Annotated in this window: 15 protein-coding genes; 8 read left to right on the top strand and 7 right to left on the bottom strand. The window is 62.5% G+C overall.

Features of this window, described 5'->3' with window-relative positions:
- Positions 1 to 3: 3 nt before the first annotated feature.
- On the bottom strand, positions 4 to 447 hold the full coding sequence (locus EFD55_RS01525) for a YybH family protein (protein WP_125842300.1): 444 nt from the start codon (positions 445 to 447) through the stop codon (positions 4 to 6).
- 121 nt (positions 448 to 568) lie between these two features.
- Positions 569 to 973: a GFA family protein gene (locus tag EFD55_RS01520; protein WP_125842298.1), complete on the bottom strand. Its 405-nt coding sequence runs from the start codon at positions 971 to 973 to the stop codon at positions 569 to 571.
- A 58-nt stretch (positions 974 to 1,031) separates the two neighbouring features.
- Between EFD55_RS01520 and EFD55_RS01515 the strand changes: the two genes are divergently transcribed.
- Entirely contained in the window at positions 1,032 to 1,532 is a 501-nt protein-coding gene (locus EFD55_RS01515) for a MarR family winged helix-turn-helix transcriptional regulator (protein ID WP_125842296.1), read from the top strand.
- 158 nt (positions 1,533 to 1,690) lie between these two features.
- On the opposite strand, the gene EFD55_RS01510 is transcribed toward EFD55_RS01515, so the two are convergent.
- The 5 genes from EFD55_RS01510 to EFD55_RS01490 form a co-directional block, all read right to left on the bottom strand.
- The gene (locus tag EFD55_RS01510) at positions 1,691 to 1,900 is read right to left on the bottom strand and encodes a cold-shock protein (protein WP_003545273.1); all 210 of its coding nucleotides are present in this window, start codon (positions 1,898 to 1,900) and stop codon (positions 1,691 to 1,693) included.
- A 281-nt stretch (positions 1,901 to 2,181) separates the two neighbouring features.
- Positions 2,182 to 4,392 (bottom strand): 3-hydroxyacyl-CoA dehydrogenase NAD-binding domain-containing protein, encoded by a 2,211-nt coding sequence (locus EFD55_RS01505; protein WP_125842294.1) that lies wholly within the window; start codon positions 4,390 to 4,392, stop codon positions 2,182 to 2,184.
- Between the two features lie 16 nt (positions 4,393 to 4,408).
- Positions 4,409 to 4,792, bottom strand: coding sequence for a cupin domain-containing protein (locus EFD55_RS01500; protein ID WP_125842292.1), 384 nt, complete (start codon positions 4,790 to 4,792; stop codon positions 4,409 to 4,411).
- A gap of 2 nt (positions 4,793 to 4,794) precedes the next feature.
- Entirely contained in the window at positions 4,795 to 6,003 is a 1,209-nt protein-coding gene (locus tag EFD55_RS01495) for an acetyl-CoA C-acetyltransferase (RefSeq protein ID WP_125842290.1), read from the bottom strand.
- Positions 6,004 to 6,208: 205 nt separating this feature from the next.
- The gene (locus tag EFD55_RS01490) at positions 6,209 to 8,005 is read right to left on the bottom strand and encodes an acyl-CoA dehydrogenase C-terminal domain-containing protein (RefSeq protein ID WP_125842288.1); all 1,797 of its coding nucleotides are present in this window, start codon (positions 8,003 to 8,005) and stop codon (positions 6,209 to 6,211) included.
- Between the two features lie 251 nt (positions 8,006 to 8,256).
- Here EFD55_RS01490 and EFD55_RS01485 point away from each other — a divergent pair, with 251 nt between their 5' ends.
- From EFD55_RS01485 to EFD55_RS01455, 7 genes are all read left to right on the top strand, one after another.
- The gene (locus EFD55_RS01485; protein ID WP_125842286.1) at positions 8,257 to 8,940 is read left to right on the top strand and encodes a DNA-3-methyladenine glycosylase I; all 684 of its coding nucleotides are present in this window, start codon (positions 8,257 to 8,259) and stop codon (positions 8,938 to 8,940) included.
- A gap of 72 nt (positions 8,941 to 9,012) precedes the next feature.
- Complete coding sequence (locus EFD55_RS01480) at positions 9,013 to 9,714, top strand: SDR family NAD(P)-dependent oxidoreductase (protein ID WP_125842284.1); 702 nt, start codon at positions 9,013 to 9,015, stop codon at positions 9,712 to 9,714.
- A 78-nt stretch (positions 9,715 to 9,792) separates the two neighbouring features.
- The gene (locus EFD55_RS01475) at positions 9,793 to 10,158 is read left to right on the top strand and encodes a VOC family protein (RefSeq protein ID WP_125842282.1); all 366 of its coding nucleotides are present in this window, start codon (positions 9,793 to 9,795) and stop codon (positions 10,156 to 10,158) included.
- Positions 10,159 to 10,468: 310 nt separating this feature from the next.
- Positions 10,469 to 14,254, top strand: a complete 3,786-nt coding sequence (locus EFD55_RS01470) for a peptidoglycan-binding protein (RefSeq protein WP_125842280.1) — start codon at positions 10,469 to 10,471, stop codon at positions 14,252 to 14,254.
- Between the two features lie 246 nt (positions 14,255 to 14,500).
- A complete protein-coding gene (locus tag EFD55_RS01465) occupies positions 14,501 to 15,424 on the top strand; it encodes a sulfite exporter TauE/SafE family protein (RefSeq protein WP_125842278.1) in 924 nt (307 codons plus the stop codon).
- The gene (locus EFD55_RS01460; RefSeq protein ID WP_125842276.1) at positions 15,424 to 16,224 is read left to right on the top strand and encodes a TIGR02186 family protein; all 801 of its coding nucleotides are present in this window, start codon (positions 15,424 to 15,426) and stop codon (positions 16,222 to 16,224) included. The genes EFD55_RS01465 and EFD55_RS01460 overlap by 1 nt, the downstream gene beginning before the upstream one ends.
- Positions 16,225 to 16,445: 221 nt before the next feature.
- Positions 16,446 to 17,027, top strand: coding sequence for a transglycosylase SLT domain-containing protein (locus EFD55_RS01455; RefSeq protein WP_125842274.1), 582 nt, complete (start codon positions 16,446 to 16,448; stop codon positions 17,025 to 17,027).

Here is a 17,027-nt window from a genome sequence, read left to right as displayed (position 1 = left end):
AGTTCATGGCTGGAGATCGACCAGCGCGCGGGTGCTGCCATCCATGGAAAAGGGTACGGAGGCATGCTGATGGGCCACCAGCCATCGACCGCCTCGCTTTACGAGACCGAGGGTCTGGCGGAACCAGAGATCGACCTCGGCGCCATCGGTCTTGGTTCCCGTCATGCGCGTGAGGCCGCTCCAGAAGGCGACGTCCTCGCCAACTGTCAGTTTGGCATCGCGCACTTCGCCGCCGATGGGACCTTCCCAAGTGTCGAACCAGGCCTGAAGGCTCGCCCCGTCCTTGCCGTTGCTGACGAGCGGCGGCGCCAGTGAAAACTCGACCGAATCCTCGGCCTCGTAGGAAAGCGCGTCCTCGGCGTTCTTTTCCCCCAGCGCCCTGGCCCGCATCATCAGCATGGCGATGATCGCCTCTTCCTCGAGCTTGGCATTCGCTTCGTTATTCACGGCCGTTCTCCTTTGCTGTTACAGACTGAGGACGAACGGAAGGAGGACGATCCGACAATGATGCATTTCCGTTTGCGCAATTCCGGAGGCAAAACTGCTGCGGACTCTTGCTGGAATTGCTTCAGAGATAACTCGTCACTTCAGGCTCGTTCCACCAGGCATCGTGCCTCCCGTCGTAATAACGGACAGGCAAGGCCGCCAGTTCCTCAGGGGTGATATCGTCGAGGCAGGCGATATTGATCGAAACATAGGCGCCGCCGATCGCTTCGACATAACCATTGCCGTAAGCGGCCACGCCACAGGTGCGGCAAAAGCGGGGATGGCCGCTCATCGTGTTGAACTGGTAGTCGGTCGTTTCCGCCTCATCGCACATCAGCCGGAAATCGGCCGGCTTGACGTTGGCGCCCCAATAGCGTCGCTTGGAGCAGATCGAACAATTGCAGCGACCGGTACCTTCTTCGAGGTCCACATCAACCTCGTAACGAACATTGCCGCAATGGCAGCTTCCCCTGTAGGTCTTTTTCATGGTGCTCTCCTCCTTCGGCGTTGCATCAGGTGTTTGAATATGACAATATGTTGTCACGATGGATGAGATACACAATCGACAACATGTTGTCAAACTAAATCGGCCGGAACGGACAATGGAGGGTGATGTCTTTTCCAGTTTCGCGATTACGGCGCTACGCCTCGCCGGCCATCTGACGGCGGCCGGAGACCGGCTGGCGAAGCCCGAAGGGCAAACGAGCGCGCGCTGGCAGGTGCTGGCCGCCGCGCGACGCAGCGACATGTCTGTGGCACAGATCGCCCGCGCGCTCGGCCTCGCCCGCCAAGGCGTGCAGCGGCTTGCCGACGTGCTGGAGCGCGAAGGGCTGATCGCCTATGCCGACAACCCACAGCACCAGCGCGCCAAGTTGGTGCGACTGACGGCGGAAGGGGCGGCACGGCTCGGGGCGATCGAGATCGCCCAGGCGGGGTGGGCGAACGAATTGGGCGCCGCGTTCACGTCAGCCGAGCTTGACGCGGCACGCGTTGTGATGGCGCGGGTCATGGAAATGCTGGAGGCCGACGAGGTGCCGGTCGACTAAGCAATTCGCAGTGCTTGGGGAACAAATGGAAAGGGCACGGCATCAGCCGGCCAGAAACGAAAAAGGCCGGGGCTAACCCGACCTTCCCTGCCATCTCGACGGACCGTGCCAGTACATCCGTGGTCACGATCGGGAGATGATTTTCAAGCCTTAAAGGCTCAGGCCGCCTGGAGGCGGTCTGCCGACATCTTGCCCGACTTGTTGTCGCGCACGAGTTCGTAGGACAGCTTCTGGCCATCCTTGAGATCGCGCATGCCAGCGCGTTCGACGGCGGAGATGTGGACGAAAACGTCGGCTGCGCCGTCATCCGGCTGAATGAAGCCGAAGCCCTTGGTTGCGTTGAACCACTTTACGGTACCTGTGCTCATGACGATATCCTTTTCGAATCGCTCATAGAAGATTGCAGCGCGGGCAGAGGCCCGAGCGGCGATGAAAACCGATTTTGGAGGAAGTTCGCCAGGAACGACGCGAGCGCCGTTTCAAAGTTCATCTAGCAAGATCGATGCGCAGATATGTAAGCGGAAATTGTGTCCGTGGCAAGGCGTCCGCAAGGAAAAGTCGAATTCAACTTGGCTGGGTGTTCTATACGTCCTGCCGCAGCGCCCTCTGGCCTGCCGGCCAAGGGGCGCTGCGGTACGGCAGAGACGACCTACGCCGCCTTCGCCCGCGCATAGGGATCAAACCGCCCGTAGAAGGTCTCGCCCTTGGCGGCCATGTCCTTCAAAAGTGGCGTCGGTTTGAAATGATCCCCGTAAGCGGTAGCTAACTTCTCAGCCAGTTCCACGAAAGCCTTCGCGCCCATACCGTCAATATAACTCAGTGCCCCGCCGGTATAAGGCGCGAAGCCGAAGCCGAGAATCGAGCCGACATCCGCCTCACGTGGATCGGTGACGATGCCTTCTTCCACGGTGCGGGCGGCCTCCAGCGCGACGGTGACGAGGAAGCGTTGCTTCAGGACGTTGACGTCGACCTCATCCGCCGGCTTCTGCGGGTAGAGGGTCTTGAGGTCAGGCCAGAGCGACTTCTTGGCCGGTTTCGGCGGGTAATCGTAAAAACCCTTGGAATTCTTGCGGCCGAAGCGGCCCTCCTTTTCGACCATGCGCGAGATGAGCTCCATGTGCCTGGGATCGATGGCCTTCTCACCGAGATCAGCGACGGTGGCCTTGAGGATCTTCAGCGAGAGGTCGATGGCGACCTCGTCGTTGAGCGCCAAGGGGCCGACCGGCATGCCGGCCATCTTGGCGGCATTCTCGATCATGGCGGGCGGCACGCCTTCGATCAGCATGTCATAGCTTTCCGACATGTAGCGCAGCACGCAGCGATTGACGAAGAAGCCACGGGTGTCGTTGACGACGATCGGCGTCTTCTTGATGGCGGCGACATAATCCAAAGCAACGGCCAACGCCTTGTCGCCGGTTTCGACTCCGAGGATAACCTCGGTCAGCATCATCTTTTCGACGGGCGAGAAGAAGTGGATGCCGATGAAATCGGTAGGCCGCTTCGAATTCTTCGCGAGTCCCGAGATCGGCAGGGTCGAGGTATTGGAGGCGAAGATCGCGCCTTCCGGCAGCACGGCTTCGACGGCCTCGATGACCGCTTTCTTCACCTCGCGATCCTCGAATACCGCCTCGATGACGAGGTCGGCATTGGCGAGATCGGCATAGTCGGCCGAGGGCGCGATGCGGGAGAGCAGCGCGGCTCCGTCATCCTGCGTAAGACGTCCCTTACCGATAGAATCCTTGACGAGCCCTTCCGAGACGGTCTTGCCCTTGGTCGCCGCTTCGATATCGCGATCGATCAGCGTAACCGGGATGCCGGCGGCAGCCGTGACATAGGCGATCGAGGCGCCCATGAAACCGGCACCGACGACGCCGACATGTTTCAGCTCGGTCTTGGGGATGCCGGCCGGGCGGCGGGCGCCCTTGCCGAGTTCCTGCATGGAGATGAACAGCGAGCGGATCATCGAGAAGGCTTCACGGGTCTGCAGCACCTCGGTGAAATAACGCTGCTCGATCTTCAGGCCCGTGTCGAACGGCACCTGCAAGCCTTCGTAGACGCATTTCAGGATGGCAAGCGCTGCCGGATAATTGCCCGATGTTTCCCTGCGCAGGATTGCAGGCGCTGCCGGCCAGAGTTGGGCCGAAGCCGGCGTCCAGATGCCGCCGCCGGGCGCCTTGAAGCCCTTCTCGTCCCAGGGGGCGACCGGCTTCAGGCCATCCTTGATCATCTGCTTGGCGGCGGGAATGAGCTGATCCGGCTCGACCACCTGATGCACGAGGTTCATCGCCTTGGCGCGAGAACCGGTTAACGACTGGCCCGTCGTCATCATCTGCAGCGCATCCTGGGCGTTCGCCAACCGCGGCACACGCTGCGTGCCGCCGGCGCCGGGGAAGATACCGACCTTCACCTCGGGCAGCGCGATCTTCACGCTCTTGGCATTGGAGGCAACGCGGCCGTGGCAGGCGAGCGACAGTTCGAAGGCGCCGCCCATGCAGGTGCCGTTGATGGCGGACACCCAGGGCTTGCCCGATGTTTCGAGCTTACGGAACAGGCCGCTCATGCGCCCGACCAGGCCGAAGAGGGTCTGCACGGCCGTCTCCGGGCTCTTTGTCTTCCCCTCCTGATAGGAACTGAACATCGATTTGATCATCGACAGATCGGCGCCGCCGGAGAAGGAGGATTTGCCGGAGGTAAAGACGACACCCTTCACAGCAGCGTCAGCGGTCGTGACATCGATGATGGAGTCGAGTTCGGCCATAACCTCGGCGGTGAAAACGTTCATCGATTTGCCGGGCATGTCCCAGGTGACGAGAGCGATACCGTCGGCGTCGGTTTCGAGCGTGAAATTGGTGTAGGTCATTAGGTTTCCTCCCCGATCAAGCCGGCAAATGGCTGCGTTGCGCGTCTACGGTCTTCGTCTTTTCGGTGAGGACATCGCCGGTATGCTTGGTCTGCGACGGCTCGAAAAGCACGATCCAGCATTCCTCCGCCGCCACCGGGTTATGCTCGACACCCCTCGGCACGACATGAAAATCACCGGCCTTCAGATGCACATGCGGACGGTCGCGATATTCGATGGTAAGCGCTCCCTTCCAGATCAGAAAAAGCTCGTCCTCGTCTCGGTGAGAATGCCAGGCGAGCTGCCCCTGGACCTTGGCGAGCTTGACGCTCTGGCCGTTGAGATCGGCGATGACGCGGGGCGACCAGTGCTCGGTCACTTCGGCATACTCGGTTTCGATGGTGCCGGTGTTGAAGCCCATTGTCAGACCCTTTCGATAACCGTTGCCGTGCCCATGCCGGCGCCGATGCAGAGCGTCACCAGCGCGGTGTTGAGGTCGCGGCGCTCCAACTCGTCCAGCACGGTGCCGAGGATCATCGCGCCGGTGGCGCCGAGCGGATGGCCCATGGCGATGGCCCCGCCATTGACGTTGATTCTGGCGTGGTCGATGTCGAAGGCCTGCATGTAGCGCAACACCACGGCGGCGAAGGCTTCATTGAGCTCGAAGAGGTCGATATCGGAAAGGCTCATCCCCGTGCGCTTCAACAGCTTCTCAGTGACATCGACGGGGCCGGTCAGCATCAGGGCCGGATCGGAGCCGATATTGGCGAAGGCTTTTATGCGGGCGCGCGGCTTCAGCCCCATGCTCTGACCTCCGGCCTTGGAGCCGAGCAGGACGGCACCGGCGCCATCGACGATGCCGGAGGAGTTGCCGGCATGATGGACATAGTTGATGCGCTCGATCTCAGGATGGGCCTGGATGCCGACCGCCTCGAAGCCGCCCATCTCGCCGGGCATCTGGAAGGAAGGATTGAGAGAGGCAAGCGCCTGCATATCCGTGCCGGGGCGCATGTGCTCGTCCTTATCAAGGATCGTCAGGCCGTTCTGGTCCTTGACCGGAATGACCGACTTGTCGAACCAGCCCTGCTCCCAGGCATAGGCGGCACGCTTCTGACTCTCGACCGCGTAAGCGTCGACATCGGTTCTGCTGAAGCCGTATTTAGTGGCGATGAGATCGGCCGAGACGCCCTGCGGCATGAAATAGGCCGGGAAGTTCACCGAAGGGTCCATGAACCAGGCGCCGCCCGACATGCCGAGGCCGACGCGGGACATGCTTTCCACACCGCCTGCGATGACGATGTCGTCGGCCCCTTGCGCGATCTTGCCGGCGGCGAAATTGACGGCATCGAGGCCGGAAGCACAGAAACGGGAGATCTGCATGCCCGGCGCGCGGGTGGAATAGCCAGCTTCGAAGGCTGCCGCCTTCGGAATGACCGCGCCGGCATCCATGACGGGATCGACGCAGCCCATAATGATGTCGTCGACCGTTTCCGTATCGAGCCCGTTGCGGTCACGGATCGCTTCCAGCGTCTTTGCCGCTAGACGGACGGAGGGCACCTCATGCAGGGCCCCGTCCTTCTTGCCGCGGCCGCGTGGCGTGCGGACGTGATCGTAAATGAAAACCTCGGTCATTGTTTCATCTCCCTGGCGGCGCTGAGGCCGGTGAATTTCAACTCCCCTTCTCCCCAGCGGGGAGAAGGCGGCCGAAGGTCGGATGAGGGGGCGCTTGCGGCAAACTCGACCTTGCTTGCGCGCGGTCGTTCGCTCCTTTGTCGCTCACCCCCTCATCTGCCCTAACGGGCATCTTCTCCCCGCTGGGGAGAAGAGGGAATTCGTCTCAAAACGCTTCCGCAGCCAGCTCCATCATCGTGTCGGCGCCGGTTTCGATGCGGGCCTTGCGAAGCGCGGTTTCGGGCATGATCCGCTCCATGAAGAATTTCGCCGTGATCAGCTTGTTCTTCAGGTAATCCTGGCGGGCCGCATCGCCCGAAGCAAGGCCATCCTCGGCGGCTTTCGCCATCTTCGCCCACATGTAACCAAGAACGACGAGGCCGAAGAGATGCATATAATCAGTCGAGCCGGCGCCGGCATTGTCGGGCTTGGCCATGGCATTCTGCATGAACCACATGGTCGCACCCTGGACGTCGTTCAAGCCCTTCTTCAGATGCTTGGTGAAGAAGGAGAGTTTTTCGTTGTTGCGGTTCTCCTCGCAGAAATCGCCGATCTCCTTGAAGAGAGCCATGGCGGCGCGGCCGCCGTTCAAAGCGAGCTTGCGGCCGACGAGATCGAGCGCCTGAATGCCGTTGGCGCCTTCATAGATCATGGCGATGCGGGCATCGCGCACATACTGGCTCATGCCGTGCTCTTCGATATAGCCGTGGCCGCCGAAGACCTGCTGGGCCATGACGGTGTGATCGAAGCCCTTGTCGGTCATCACGCCCTTGAGGATCGGGGTGACGAGGCCGAGAATATCGTCGGCCGTCTGGCGCTCCTTCTCGTCGGTGGAGCGGTGAGCGATATCAGACTTGAGCGCGGTCCACAGCAGGAAGGCACGGCCGGCCTCGTTGAAGGCGCGGATGGTCATCAGCGAGCGGCGGATATCGGGATGGACGATGATCGGATCGGCCTTCTTGTCAGGCGCCTTGGGGCCGGAGAGCGAGCGGCCCTGGATGCGGTCGCGGGCGTAGCTCGCGGCATTCTGATAGGCGATCTCGGAAATGGCGATGCCCTGCAGGCCGACCATCAGGCGGGCCTCGTTCATCATCACGAACATGGCGTTGAGGCCACGGTTTTCGGCGCCGATCAGGAAGCCGGTCGCCTCGTCGTAATTCATCACGCAGGTGGCGTTGCCGTGAATGCCCATCTTGTGCTCGATCGCACCGCAGGAGACAGCGTTGCGGGCGCCGAGCGTGCCGTCCTGGCCGACCAGGAATTTTGGGACGATGAAGAGCGAGATGCCCTTGGTGCCCTCCGGAGCGCCTTCGATGCGGGCCAGCACCAGATGGACGATATTGTCGGTCAGGTCGTGTTCGCCGGCAGAGATAAAGATCTTTTGACCCGAGATTTTGTAGCTGCCGTCAGCCTGCGGCACCGCCTTGGTGCGCAGCATGCCGAGATCGGTGCCGCAATGCGGCTCGGTGAGGTTCATGGTGCCGGACCAGCTGCCGTCCACCATCTTCGGGAGATAAGTGTCCTTCTGCTCCTGTGTGCCGTGGACGAGGATCGCGGCGATCGCGCCCTGCGTCAGGCCGGGATACATCATCAGCGACATGTTGGCGGCGGAGGTATATTCGCCGACGGCGGTATGCAACGTATAGGGAAGCCCCTGCCCGCCGAATTCCTCCGGCACCGCAAGACCGATCCAGCCACCTTCGCGATAGGCTTTATAAGCTTCCTTGAAGCCCTTCGGCGTTGAGACGCTAGCATCGTCGTGGCGAGCGCAGCCTTCCTGATCGCCGGAATAGTTCACCGGAAAGAGCACTTCTTCGGCGACCTTGGCCGCCTCGCCGAGGATCGCTTCGATCATGTCGGGCGTCGCATCGACAAAACCCGGCAGATTGTTGTAGCGTTCGAGGCCCAGCACGTCGTTCAGGACGAAGAGCGTATCGTTCACCGGGGCCTTGTAGACTGGCATCTCTCGAATTCCTCCCATTCGGCTGACCGGATCGCGCCGGCCTCGCGCACTGTCTTACAAAATATTGACGTTTGCGTAAACGTCAAATTCTGCGCTTGCGGTCGGTTTCGTGAAAAATTTCGAAAGCCCGAATCCCGGGCCGGAAAACGCCGAGAGGAGACGCCATCTCATCTTCCTTGTCCATCTTGGAAGAGCGTATAAACGGAAGCGTCTTCCAAGCCGCAATTGGGCAATTCAAGAGGGCCTCCGGCATGATCAGTTTCGCAGTGATAAGGCAGCGTGCGGAGGAACGAAAAGGCGGGCCGGCCGCACTGCAGGCATTGCTGGAGAAATACCGGCCGGATCACGACCGGCTGCGCGCCATGCCCGACGACCGCGTCCTGGCCGATAAGACCCGCCGCGTCTTCTACAGCGGTTTCGTCCAGAAAGTGATCGACAACAAATGGCCGGGTTTCGAGGCGGCGTTTTCCGGTTTCGATACGGCAACGCTGAACATTGCGCCGGACGACTATTGGCATGAACTGACGTCGGATGAGCGGATCATCCGGAACGGCGCAAAGATCATGTCGGTTCGGACCAATGCCGCCTTCGTCAGGGAGCTGGCGAAGGAACATGGCAGCGCGGGCGCCTTCTTCGCCGACTGGCCGCGGGATGACCAGATCGGCCTTCTCGACATGTTGAGCAAACGCGGCAGCCGGCTCGGCGGCAGGACCGGCCAGTATTTCCTGAGGGGCATCGGCCGCGACAGCTTCGTCGGAACGATTGATGTCCTCGCCTGCCTCAGATCGGCCGGCGTGCCGCTCTCCTCCTCCGGCACGACGAAGAAGGACCAGCAGATGATCCAGCAGGCCTTCAATGAATGGGCCGAAGAGACAGGCCTCTCGTTCATCCATCTCTCGCGCATCAGCGCCTATTCGATCGATGCGGCGCACTGAAATTCGGCCGGGCAGTGGCGCAAGCCGTTGCCGCTTCCTACGTCATCAGGACAACCCATCGAGGACGATATCATGAGCGATTTTCCCTATGAGAGTGCCCTCATCGTCGGCGCAGGCTCCGGCATCAGCGCATCGCTCGCTCGGCAATTGTCGGCGCAGGGCGTCAGGGTCGGGCTCGCCGCCCGTAATATCGAAAAGCTGCAGACGCTGGTCGAAGAAACAGGCGCCAGTGCCTTTACGACTGACGTCTCGCAGCCTGCGAGCGTTGCCGCGCTGTTCGAAGAGGCTGCCGCCGTGATCGGCGGACCTGATGTGGTCATCTTCAATGCCAGCGCCCGCTTGCGAGGACCGCTCACCGAACTCAATCCGGCCGAAGTGGAGAAGGCGATCGCGACCACCGCTTTCGGCGGCTTCCTGGTGGTGCAGCAGGCGGCGCGGCGGATGATCCCGCGCGGCCACGGCGCCATCCTCATCACCGGCGCCTCGGCAAGCGTGAAAGGCTTTGCGCAATCGGCGCCGTTCGCGATGGGCAAGTTCGCACTGCGTGGCCTTGCCCAGAGTGCTGCCCGCGAGCTCGGGCCGATGGGCATCCATGTCGCGCATTTTGTCATCGACGGCGCTGTGCGTTCGCAGACCCGACCAGATCAGGCGGAGAAGCCTGACGGCACGCTCTCACCGGATGCGATCGCCCAGACCTATATCGACGTGCTTCGCCAGCACCGCAGCGCATGGTCGCTGGAGGTCGAGGTCCGGCCATGGACCGAGAGTTTTTGAGCCTCAGCGGGGCGGCAACTTTCGCAGCCGCGTCAAACGGACTATGTTTCTTCGCCCAAACTGGCTGGGAGGAAACCGATGCCGCGACTGGACCACGTCACCATCGAAACACGCGATGCCCCTGGCATGATCCGCTTCCTGGAAGCCCTTCTCGGCGTCAAGGAAGGCTATCGGCCGCCCTTCGCCTCGCGCGGCCACTGGCTCTATCTCGACGAGCGGCCGGTCATCCATCTCAGCCTGACGTCGCGCAGCACCGATTTTCCGCCCGGCATCGTCAATCATTTCGCCTTCAGCCTCTACGAATTCGAGCCGGCGTTGGAGCGTATCAAGGCGAGCGGCTATCGCTACGAATATTACGATATTCCCGACACGGATCTCGGCCAGATTTTTGTCTACGGCCCGGAGGGCGTGAAGATCGAGCTGCAATATCCGCGGCCGGCCTGAGTGACGAATTCAACGGCAATTACTGTCAAAAACGGCTTTTGGAACACAAACGTTAAAAAATTCTCATCAACATTAACGGCTTGTTTACCACGTTTCGTGAAAGGTGCGGATTGAGCAGTAGTGATCCGCATTCCTTTTCCCAGTCTCGCGTTTCCCAAGGATGCCGCTACACCGTTCCAGCTTGAGGAAAGTCTAATTGACTATCTTCTTACGAATGGTGCGCTCCGGTCCGCGCGAAGGCGCGGCAGCAGACGGAAAAGCCAAGAATCGAGCTCTGGCGAGAGATCGAGCAGTCGAAGCGAGCAAGAAGATGAACGGATCGCGATCAAATCCTTCCCGACAGTCCGACAGGACCTCGCTCGATGCGCTGAACCGCACGATCGAAGGGCTGGAGGCGCGTATCGAAGGGCTGATGGGCGGCGGGCGCGAACAGCGGCCCCGCACGGCAACGCCCGAGCACGACCCCTACGCGGCCTCCAATGCTTCCCGTCCCGCAAGAGCACCGCTCGAGCCGCGGCCGGATCCGCTCGCTGAAATCCGCCAGCGCCAACGCACGCTCGAAGCCGGCCGCGAGCGTCCCTATGCGCGCGAGCAGGCCCCACATTTGCGCGAGCCTGCGCCCCGCGCCGTCGTGCCGCCCACAACACCCGCCTTCCGGGCAGGCGACGACACGATGACGGAAATTGCCCAGGCGCTGGTCAACCTGCGCCAGGACCTGAAGCGCGACATTTCCGAGGGCGTCACCCGCGAGATGAACGCACTGCGCGCCGAACTGCGCGAGATCAAGGCCAATGCCGGAGACGGCCGTTTCGCCGACGACATGCGCGCCGACATGGGCCGCCTTGCCCAGAGCATCACACAGCTGACCGGCCGCTCCGCCGCGCCGGAGGCCGCAGGCCTGCGCGAGGACTTCGAGGAACTGCGCTCGCTGATGGATGGACTGGCGCGCGAGGATTCGCTGCGCCATATGGAAAACCGCTGGGACGGATTCGAGAACCGGCTTGCGGCGCTCGATACCGAGGGGCTGCAGGAAGAGCTCGTTTCGCTCGCCTACCGGCTCGACGACATCAAGCGCCATATCGGCGGCATGGGCGAAAGCCCGGCCGTTCGGGCGCTGGAAGACAAGCTCATCTCCATTGCCACGGCGATGGAGCATTTCGGCAACATGATCCAGCCGCACGACCGCGTCATGTCCGAACAGTTCGCCGCCATGGACATGCGGCTCGACGAGATCAGCCGGGCGATCGCGGCCAGTGGACGCGCCGCTGCCACCAGTGATCCGGCGCTGATGCAGCGGCTGGAAAACCGGCTTTCGGCGCTTGCCGACCAGATCGACCTGATGAGCCATGACGCGGCGAACCGCGTGAACCCAGCCGACGAGCTGGCGATACGCCTGGAGGCGCTGACGGGACGCGTCGAGGAACTGACCAAGGCGGAAGCGACGTCGCGGCTCGACGAACGGCTGGAGCATCTTTCCTTCCTGTTGGAGCGCACGCAGAAGGCAGCACCCCAGCCCGACCTCACCGGCGCGCTTTCCGACATTTCCCGCAAGATCGACGCGCTTGAGAATGGCGCCGTCAACGACGTGCTGGCACAGCGGCTCGACTATCTCGCCCGGCGCATCGATGAGATGGCGCATCAGCAGCAAGTGCCGGCGCCCGCCGCCGTGGTCGACGACGGCGCCTTCCGGCGTCTCGAAGGACGGCTGAGCGACATCGCCGCCCGGCTGGAAGAGAGCACATCGGCGCCGCCGACCGATCCCCGCGCCCTGAAGAACCTCGAAGACCAGATCGCCAATCTTTCGGCGCTGATGAACGAGCCGCGCGAAAGCGCCGCGATACCCTCCGAATTCGACCGTCGCATGGGCGCGATCGAAGATTACATGGCGACGAGCGACGAATATATCATCGAGGCGGCTCGCCAGGCGGCGGAAGCCGTCGTCGAAGCCTATTCGCGCCATGGCAGCCTGCAGGGCGCCGTGCCCGCCGCCGACATGTCGGCGCTGACGGCACTGGCCGAAGATCTGCGCCATCTCGAGGATATCAGCCGCGACAGCGAGGAGCGCACGCACAAGACCTTCAAGGCGCTGCACGAGACGCTGGTGCATATTGCCGACCGCCTCGACGGCATGGAAGAGCGCGGGCGGCCGATCACCCAGATGCCGGTGGCCGACGTCGATTTCGATGTCGATCCCTACGCGCTGATGGTGACCGAAGCCGAAGCGGGCCGGGCACCCGCCGCTGCCCCAGCCGCAAAGGCCTCTCCCGTCATTCGCACGGCTGAGGTCGCTGCGGACCCCGCCGTCCCGACGCAGGCCACGGCCATGAGCGGAGCGAGCGCGATCGCCATCGAAGCCGCAACCCGGTCACCGGAGGCCGCAGTGCAGGCGCCGGCAAAGGCCGGTCTGCTCGTCAGCCTCGGCAAACGGCTGCTGCCCGGCAAGAAAGCAGAAGCCAAGGCGACCGAACGCGCGGTCATCGACCCGGCGCCGTCGATCGATCCCACAGACGTGGTGCCGACGGATGCAGCAAACGAACTGCTCGAGCCGGGTTCCGGCACGCCTGACGTGAAGAAGATCCTCGAGCGGGTACGCGCAAGTCAGAGCGCGGCGCGGGGCAAACCTGCCGGTGAAACCGATCGCGCCGACTACATCGCCGCCGCCCGCCGCGCGGCACAGGCGGCCGCCATGGAGGTGGACGCCAATCCGAAGCAGGCGACTGTCAAGCCTGAGAAGAAGAACGTCAACATCGACAAGGCTGGCAGGGCTTCTGACAAGACGGGCAAGACCAGCGCCTTTTCGCGCTACCGCCGGCCCATCCTTCTGGCGGTCGGCGCCGTGCTGCTCGCCATCATGGCCTTTCCGCTCGCCCGCACGCTGACGAGGGGCGAGCGCGCGCCGCAACCGCCGGCGGAAATCTCGGCGCTGACGGGAGCGACGGAAAACCCTGCACCGGCCGGGCCTGAAGCAGCGCCCGCGCAGCCGGACGCTGGCGCTGCGAAGACGACTGCGCCCGCAGCAGAGGCAACACCTCCCGCCGCCGAGCAGGGGCAGCCGGGCGCAGCCTCGCCGGTCGCCGGCGATCACCTGACCGATGCGATGCCGCTCGACGGTGAGGGTGCCGCGACATTTGCCCCGTCCGGTTCGGCTGGCGCAACGCAGGAGACATCGGGCTTCGTTCCGAACGCCCCGGCCACGGACGCACCTCAGCCCCAGGCCGCAATCACCATTCCCGATGCTGTGCAGCCGAAATCGCTCGCCGATGCTGCGCGCAGCGGCGATGCGCTGGCGCTGTTCGAGATCGGTGCGCGCTATTCGGACGGCCGAAACGGCGTGGCGGTCGACCAGAAGCAGGCGGCAAGCTGGTATCAGCTTTCGGCTGACAAGGGCTTTGCACCGGCCCAATACCGGCTCGGCAGCATGTACGAGAAGGGCAACGGCGTCGAACGCGACATCAACAAGGCGAAGGGCTTCTACGAACAGGCGGCGAACCAGGGCAATGCCAGCGCGATGCACAATCTCGCCGTTCTCTACGCCTCCGGTGCCCTCGGTCAGCAGGATTATGCAACCGCTGCCTCGTGGTTCACAAAAGCCGCGAACCTCGGCATCACCGACAGCCAGTTCAACCTGGCGATCCTCTGCGCGCGCGGCAACGGGGTTCCGGCAGATCTCGAAGAATCCTACAAGTGGTTCGCGATCGCCGCCAAGGCCGGCGACAAGGACGCAGCGCAGAAGCGCGACGAAGTGGCCAACGCCATGAAACCCGACCAGCTCGAACGGGCGCGCGCCAAGGCCGATCTCTGGAAGCCGGAACCGCTCGACAACCGCACGAACGGTATCGACATTCCCGACGAATGGGCGGGCACGGGCGCAAAGACGGCGACCGTCGACATGAAGAAGGCGATCCGCAACATCCAGGCGATCCTCAACAACAACGGCTTCGACGCCGGAGTGCCGGACGGCGAGATGGGCGCGAAGACCGTTGCCGCGATCAAGAGCTTCCAGAAATCGGTCGGCCAGGATCCGGACGGCAAGGTGACCGACGCGACCGTGAAGGCATTGCTCGAACGCAATAAACAGGGCACCAAGGCAATCTAGGAAGCACCGCAGCGGCTATGCTGCGGCCTTTTTTCAATTTTGCCGCCGCCTGTCACAATACCTGAAAAAAGCCGGATTATGCGGGACATATCGATCCGCGCATCCGGCGAATCCTCTGCCGGAATCTCCATCGCTCATCAGGGGCCGATCGAAAGCCTCTGGCAACGATTTCACGGTATGGTGCGCATTCGAACGGGGACGTGACGGAAACCGGCCGACAGGCGCGGTCATCATTCGGGGTCGGTTGTGACAATCTATCTGCCCATCGCAGAATTGTCGGTGAACATCTTCATCATTCTCGGCATGGGAGCGGCCGTCGGATTCCTGTCTGGAATGTTCGGCGTTGGCGGCGGCTTTCTCATCACCCCCCTGCTGATCTTCTACAACATCCCGCCCGTCGTCGCGGTCGCGACCGGCGCCAACCAGGTTGTGGCGTCGTCGATATCGGGCGCGATCACCCATTTCCGGCGCGGCACGCTCGACGTCAAGCTCGGGACCGTGCTGCTCGTCGGCGGTCTCTCCGGCGCCACGGTCGGTATCTGGATCTTCTCGCTTTTGCGCCGGGTCGGTCAGCTCGATCTCATCATCTCGCTGATGTATGTCATTTTCCTCGGCACCGTCGGCGGGCTGATGCTGCTCGAAAGCATCAACGCCATGCGGCGGGCGGCGCGCAACGAACCGCCGGCGCCGCGCAAGCCGGGCCACCAGCACTGGGTGCACAAGCTGCCGCTCAAGGTGCGCTTCAAGAAATCGAAGATCTATCTCAGCGTCATCCCGATCGTCGCGCTGGGCTTTGCAATCGGCATCCTCACCTCGATCATGGGCGTGGGCGGCGGCTTCATCATGGTGCCGGCGATGATCTACCTCCTGCGCATACCGACCAATGTCGTCGTCGGCACCTCGCTGTTCCAGATCATCTTCGTGACCGCCTATACGACGATCGTGCAGGCGGCGACGAATTTTTCCGTCGATATCGTGCTCGCCTTCATCCTGATGGTGGCGGGCGTGATCGGGGCACAATACGGCGTGCGCGTCGGGCAGAAGCTGCGCGGCGAACAGCTGCGCGCGCTGCTCGGGCTGCTGGTGCTTGCCGTCGGCCTGCGCCTTGCCATCGCGCTGGTGGTGACGCCGGCCGACGTCTATTCGGTGGTGATGGGAGCGGGCAACTGATGCGCCTGCTCGCCGCCGTCATTGCATTCCTTTGCCTGCTGCCGGTCGCTGCCGGAGCGCAGTGGCTGCCCGGACAGGCGACGGAAACGGTGCGCGAAGGATTGGAGATCGGCACGTCGACCAGCGAAATCGCCATTACATCCGATTTCCGCGGCGCGGACCTGACGATCTTCGGGGCCTTGTCGAATACCGACCAGCTGCTGCTCGCCATCGGCCAATATGATGTAGTCGTGGTGCTGGAAGGGCCGCGCGAGGATGCGACGGTGCGCAAGAAGGAACGCGTCTTCGGCATCTGGGTGAACAGGCGCTCGATGACCTTCGAAGCGGTGCCGCATTCCTATTCGATGTCGAGTTCGCGCGGGATCGAAGACCTGACGACCCCGCTTGACCTGACCGATCGGGGGATCGGCATTGATCACATTCCGCTGACGCCTGTCGGCTTCGTCGGCGACGGCAGCAATCTCAGCGAATTCCGCCAGGCTTTCCTGCGGCTGCAGCAGGCAGGCGCGCTTTACGACCGCAACACGAGCGGAGTGCGGTTCGTTTCCTCCAACCTCTTCAAGGCGAGCCTGCGCCTGCCGGCGAACATTCCGAACGGCGTACACACGGTGCGCGCCTATCTCTTCAAAAGCGGCAATTTCGTCACCGAAAAATCGCTGCCGCTACGCGTTATCAAAACCGGCATCGAACAGACGATCACCGATGCGGCTCACGGGCAGCCGATCCTTTACGGCTGCGCCGCCGTGGCTCTCGCCGTCATCACCGGCTGGGGCGCCAGCCTGATTTTCCGCAAGGACTGATCCGCCCGCAAGGGCGGCCTGGGCGGATTTTCTTTCCGACAACAGTCCCGAGCGGGACATAACGTCTGAGATCATGGGATGATCGGCGGTCGCGTCCACGGCCGCCCCCGCATCTTCGCCTCGGATCCGGCCAAGAAACATCCTGAGAAGTTCGAATTCGACTAAAAACCGGTTTTTAACATTTACGAGTTAGTAATCTCTCGGAAACGAGAGGTTTTGTCATGCGTACTCGTATCGTTCTGACGGCCGTGTGCCTTGCGCTCCTTGCCGGCTGCGCGACGGCGCCGAAGCAGACGAGAAACATCTGTGCGGTCTTCGACCAGCGTGAGGGGCTCTTTTCCAGCTGGCAGAGTGCGGCCGAGCGGACGGAGAAGAAATATGGCGTACCCGTGCCGATCCTGATGGCGACGATGTACACCGAATCCGGCTTCCAGCCCTATGCGCGGCCGCCGCGCACCAGACTGTTCGGCTTCATTCCCTGGACCCGGCCATCGACCGCCTACGGCTATTCACAAGCGCTTGACGGGACATGGGATCATTATCAGTCACAAACGGGGAACTGGGCGGCGCGGCGAACGAACTTTTCCGACGCGATCGATTTCATCGGCTGGTATCACTACCAGAACAGCGTCGATACCGGCATTCCGCTGAACGATGCCTATAATCTCTATCTCGCCTATTATTCCGGACCGACAGGCTACAAGCGCGGCGACTGGCGCTCGAACGGGCAATTGCAGCAGACGGCGCAACGGTTCGCGCGGATGGCCGGGACCTATCAGCAGCAGTTGCAAGGGTGCAATTGA

Origin of the sequence: Rhizobium pisi (genome assembly GCF_003938655.1) — a bacterium.
Taxonomy (GTDB): domain Bacteria; phylum Pseudomonadota; class Alphaproteobacteria; order Rhizobiales; family Rhizobiaceae; genus Rhizobium; species Rhizobium pisi.
The sequence above is the reverse complement of the archived record's forward strand: the minus strand, read 5'-3'. Positions and strand labels throughout refer to the sequence as shown.

Coding starts and splice junctions, on each gene's coding strand:
- EFD55_RS01485 (WP_125842286.1), top strand. CDS start 8,257: ATGATCAGTTTCGCAGTGATAAGGCAGCGTGCGGAGGAACGAAAAGGC.
- EFD55_RS01490 (WP_125842288.1), bottom strand. CDS start 8,005: ATGCCAGTCTACAAGGCCCCGGTGAACGATACGCTCTTCGTCCTGAAC.
- EFD55_RS01505 (WP_125842294.1), bottom strand. CDS start 4,392: ATGACCTACACCAATTTCACGCTCGAAACCGACGCCGACGGTATCGCT.
- EFD55_RS01470 (WP_125842280.1), top strand. CDS start 10,469: ATGAACGGATCGCGATCAAATCCTTCCCGACAGTCCGACAGGACCTCG.
- EFD55_RS01455 (WP_125842274.1), top strand. CDS start 16,446: ATGCGTACTCGTATCGTTCTGACGGCCGTGTGCCTTGCGCTCCTTGCC.
- EFD55_RS01520 (WP_125842298.1), bottom strand. CDS start 973: ATGAAAAAGACCTACAGGGGAAGCTGCCATTGCGGCAATGTTCGTTAC.
- EFD55_RS01515 (WP_125842296.1), top strand. CDS start 1,032: ATGGATGAGATACACAATCGACAACATGTTGTCAAACTAAATCGGCCG.
- EFD55_RS01475 (WP_125842282.1), top strand. CDS start 9,793: ATGCCGCGACTGGACCACGTCACCATCGAAACACGCGATGCCCCTGGC.
- EFD55_RS01500 (WP_125842292.1), bottom strand. CDS start 4,792: ATGGGCTTCAACACCGGCACCATCGAAACCGAGTATGCCGAAGTGACC.
- EFD55_RS01495 (WP_125842290.1), bottom strand. CDS start 6,003: ATGACCGAGGTTTTCATTTACGATCACGTCCGCACGCCACGCGGCCGC.
- EFD55_RS01480 (WP_125842284.1), top strand. CDS start 9,013: ATGAGCGATTTTCCCTATGAGAGTGCCCTCATCGTCGGCGCAGGCTCC.
- EFD55_RS01460 (WP_125842276.1), top strand. CDS start 15,424: ATGCGCCTGCTCGCCGCCGTCATTGCATTCCTTTGCCTGCTGCCGGTC.
- EFD55_RS01510 (WP_003545273.1), bottom strand. CDS start 1,900: ATGAGCACAGGTACCGTAAAGTGGTTCAACGCAACCAAGGGCTTCGGC.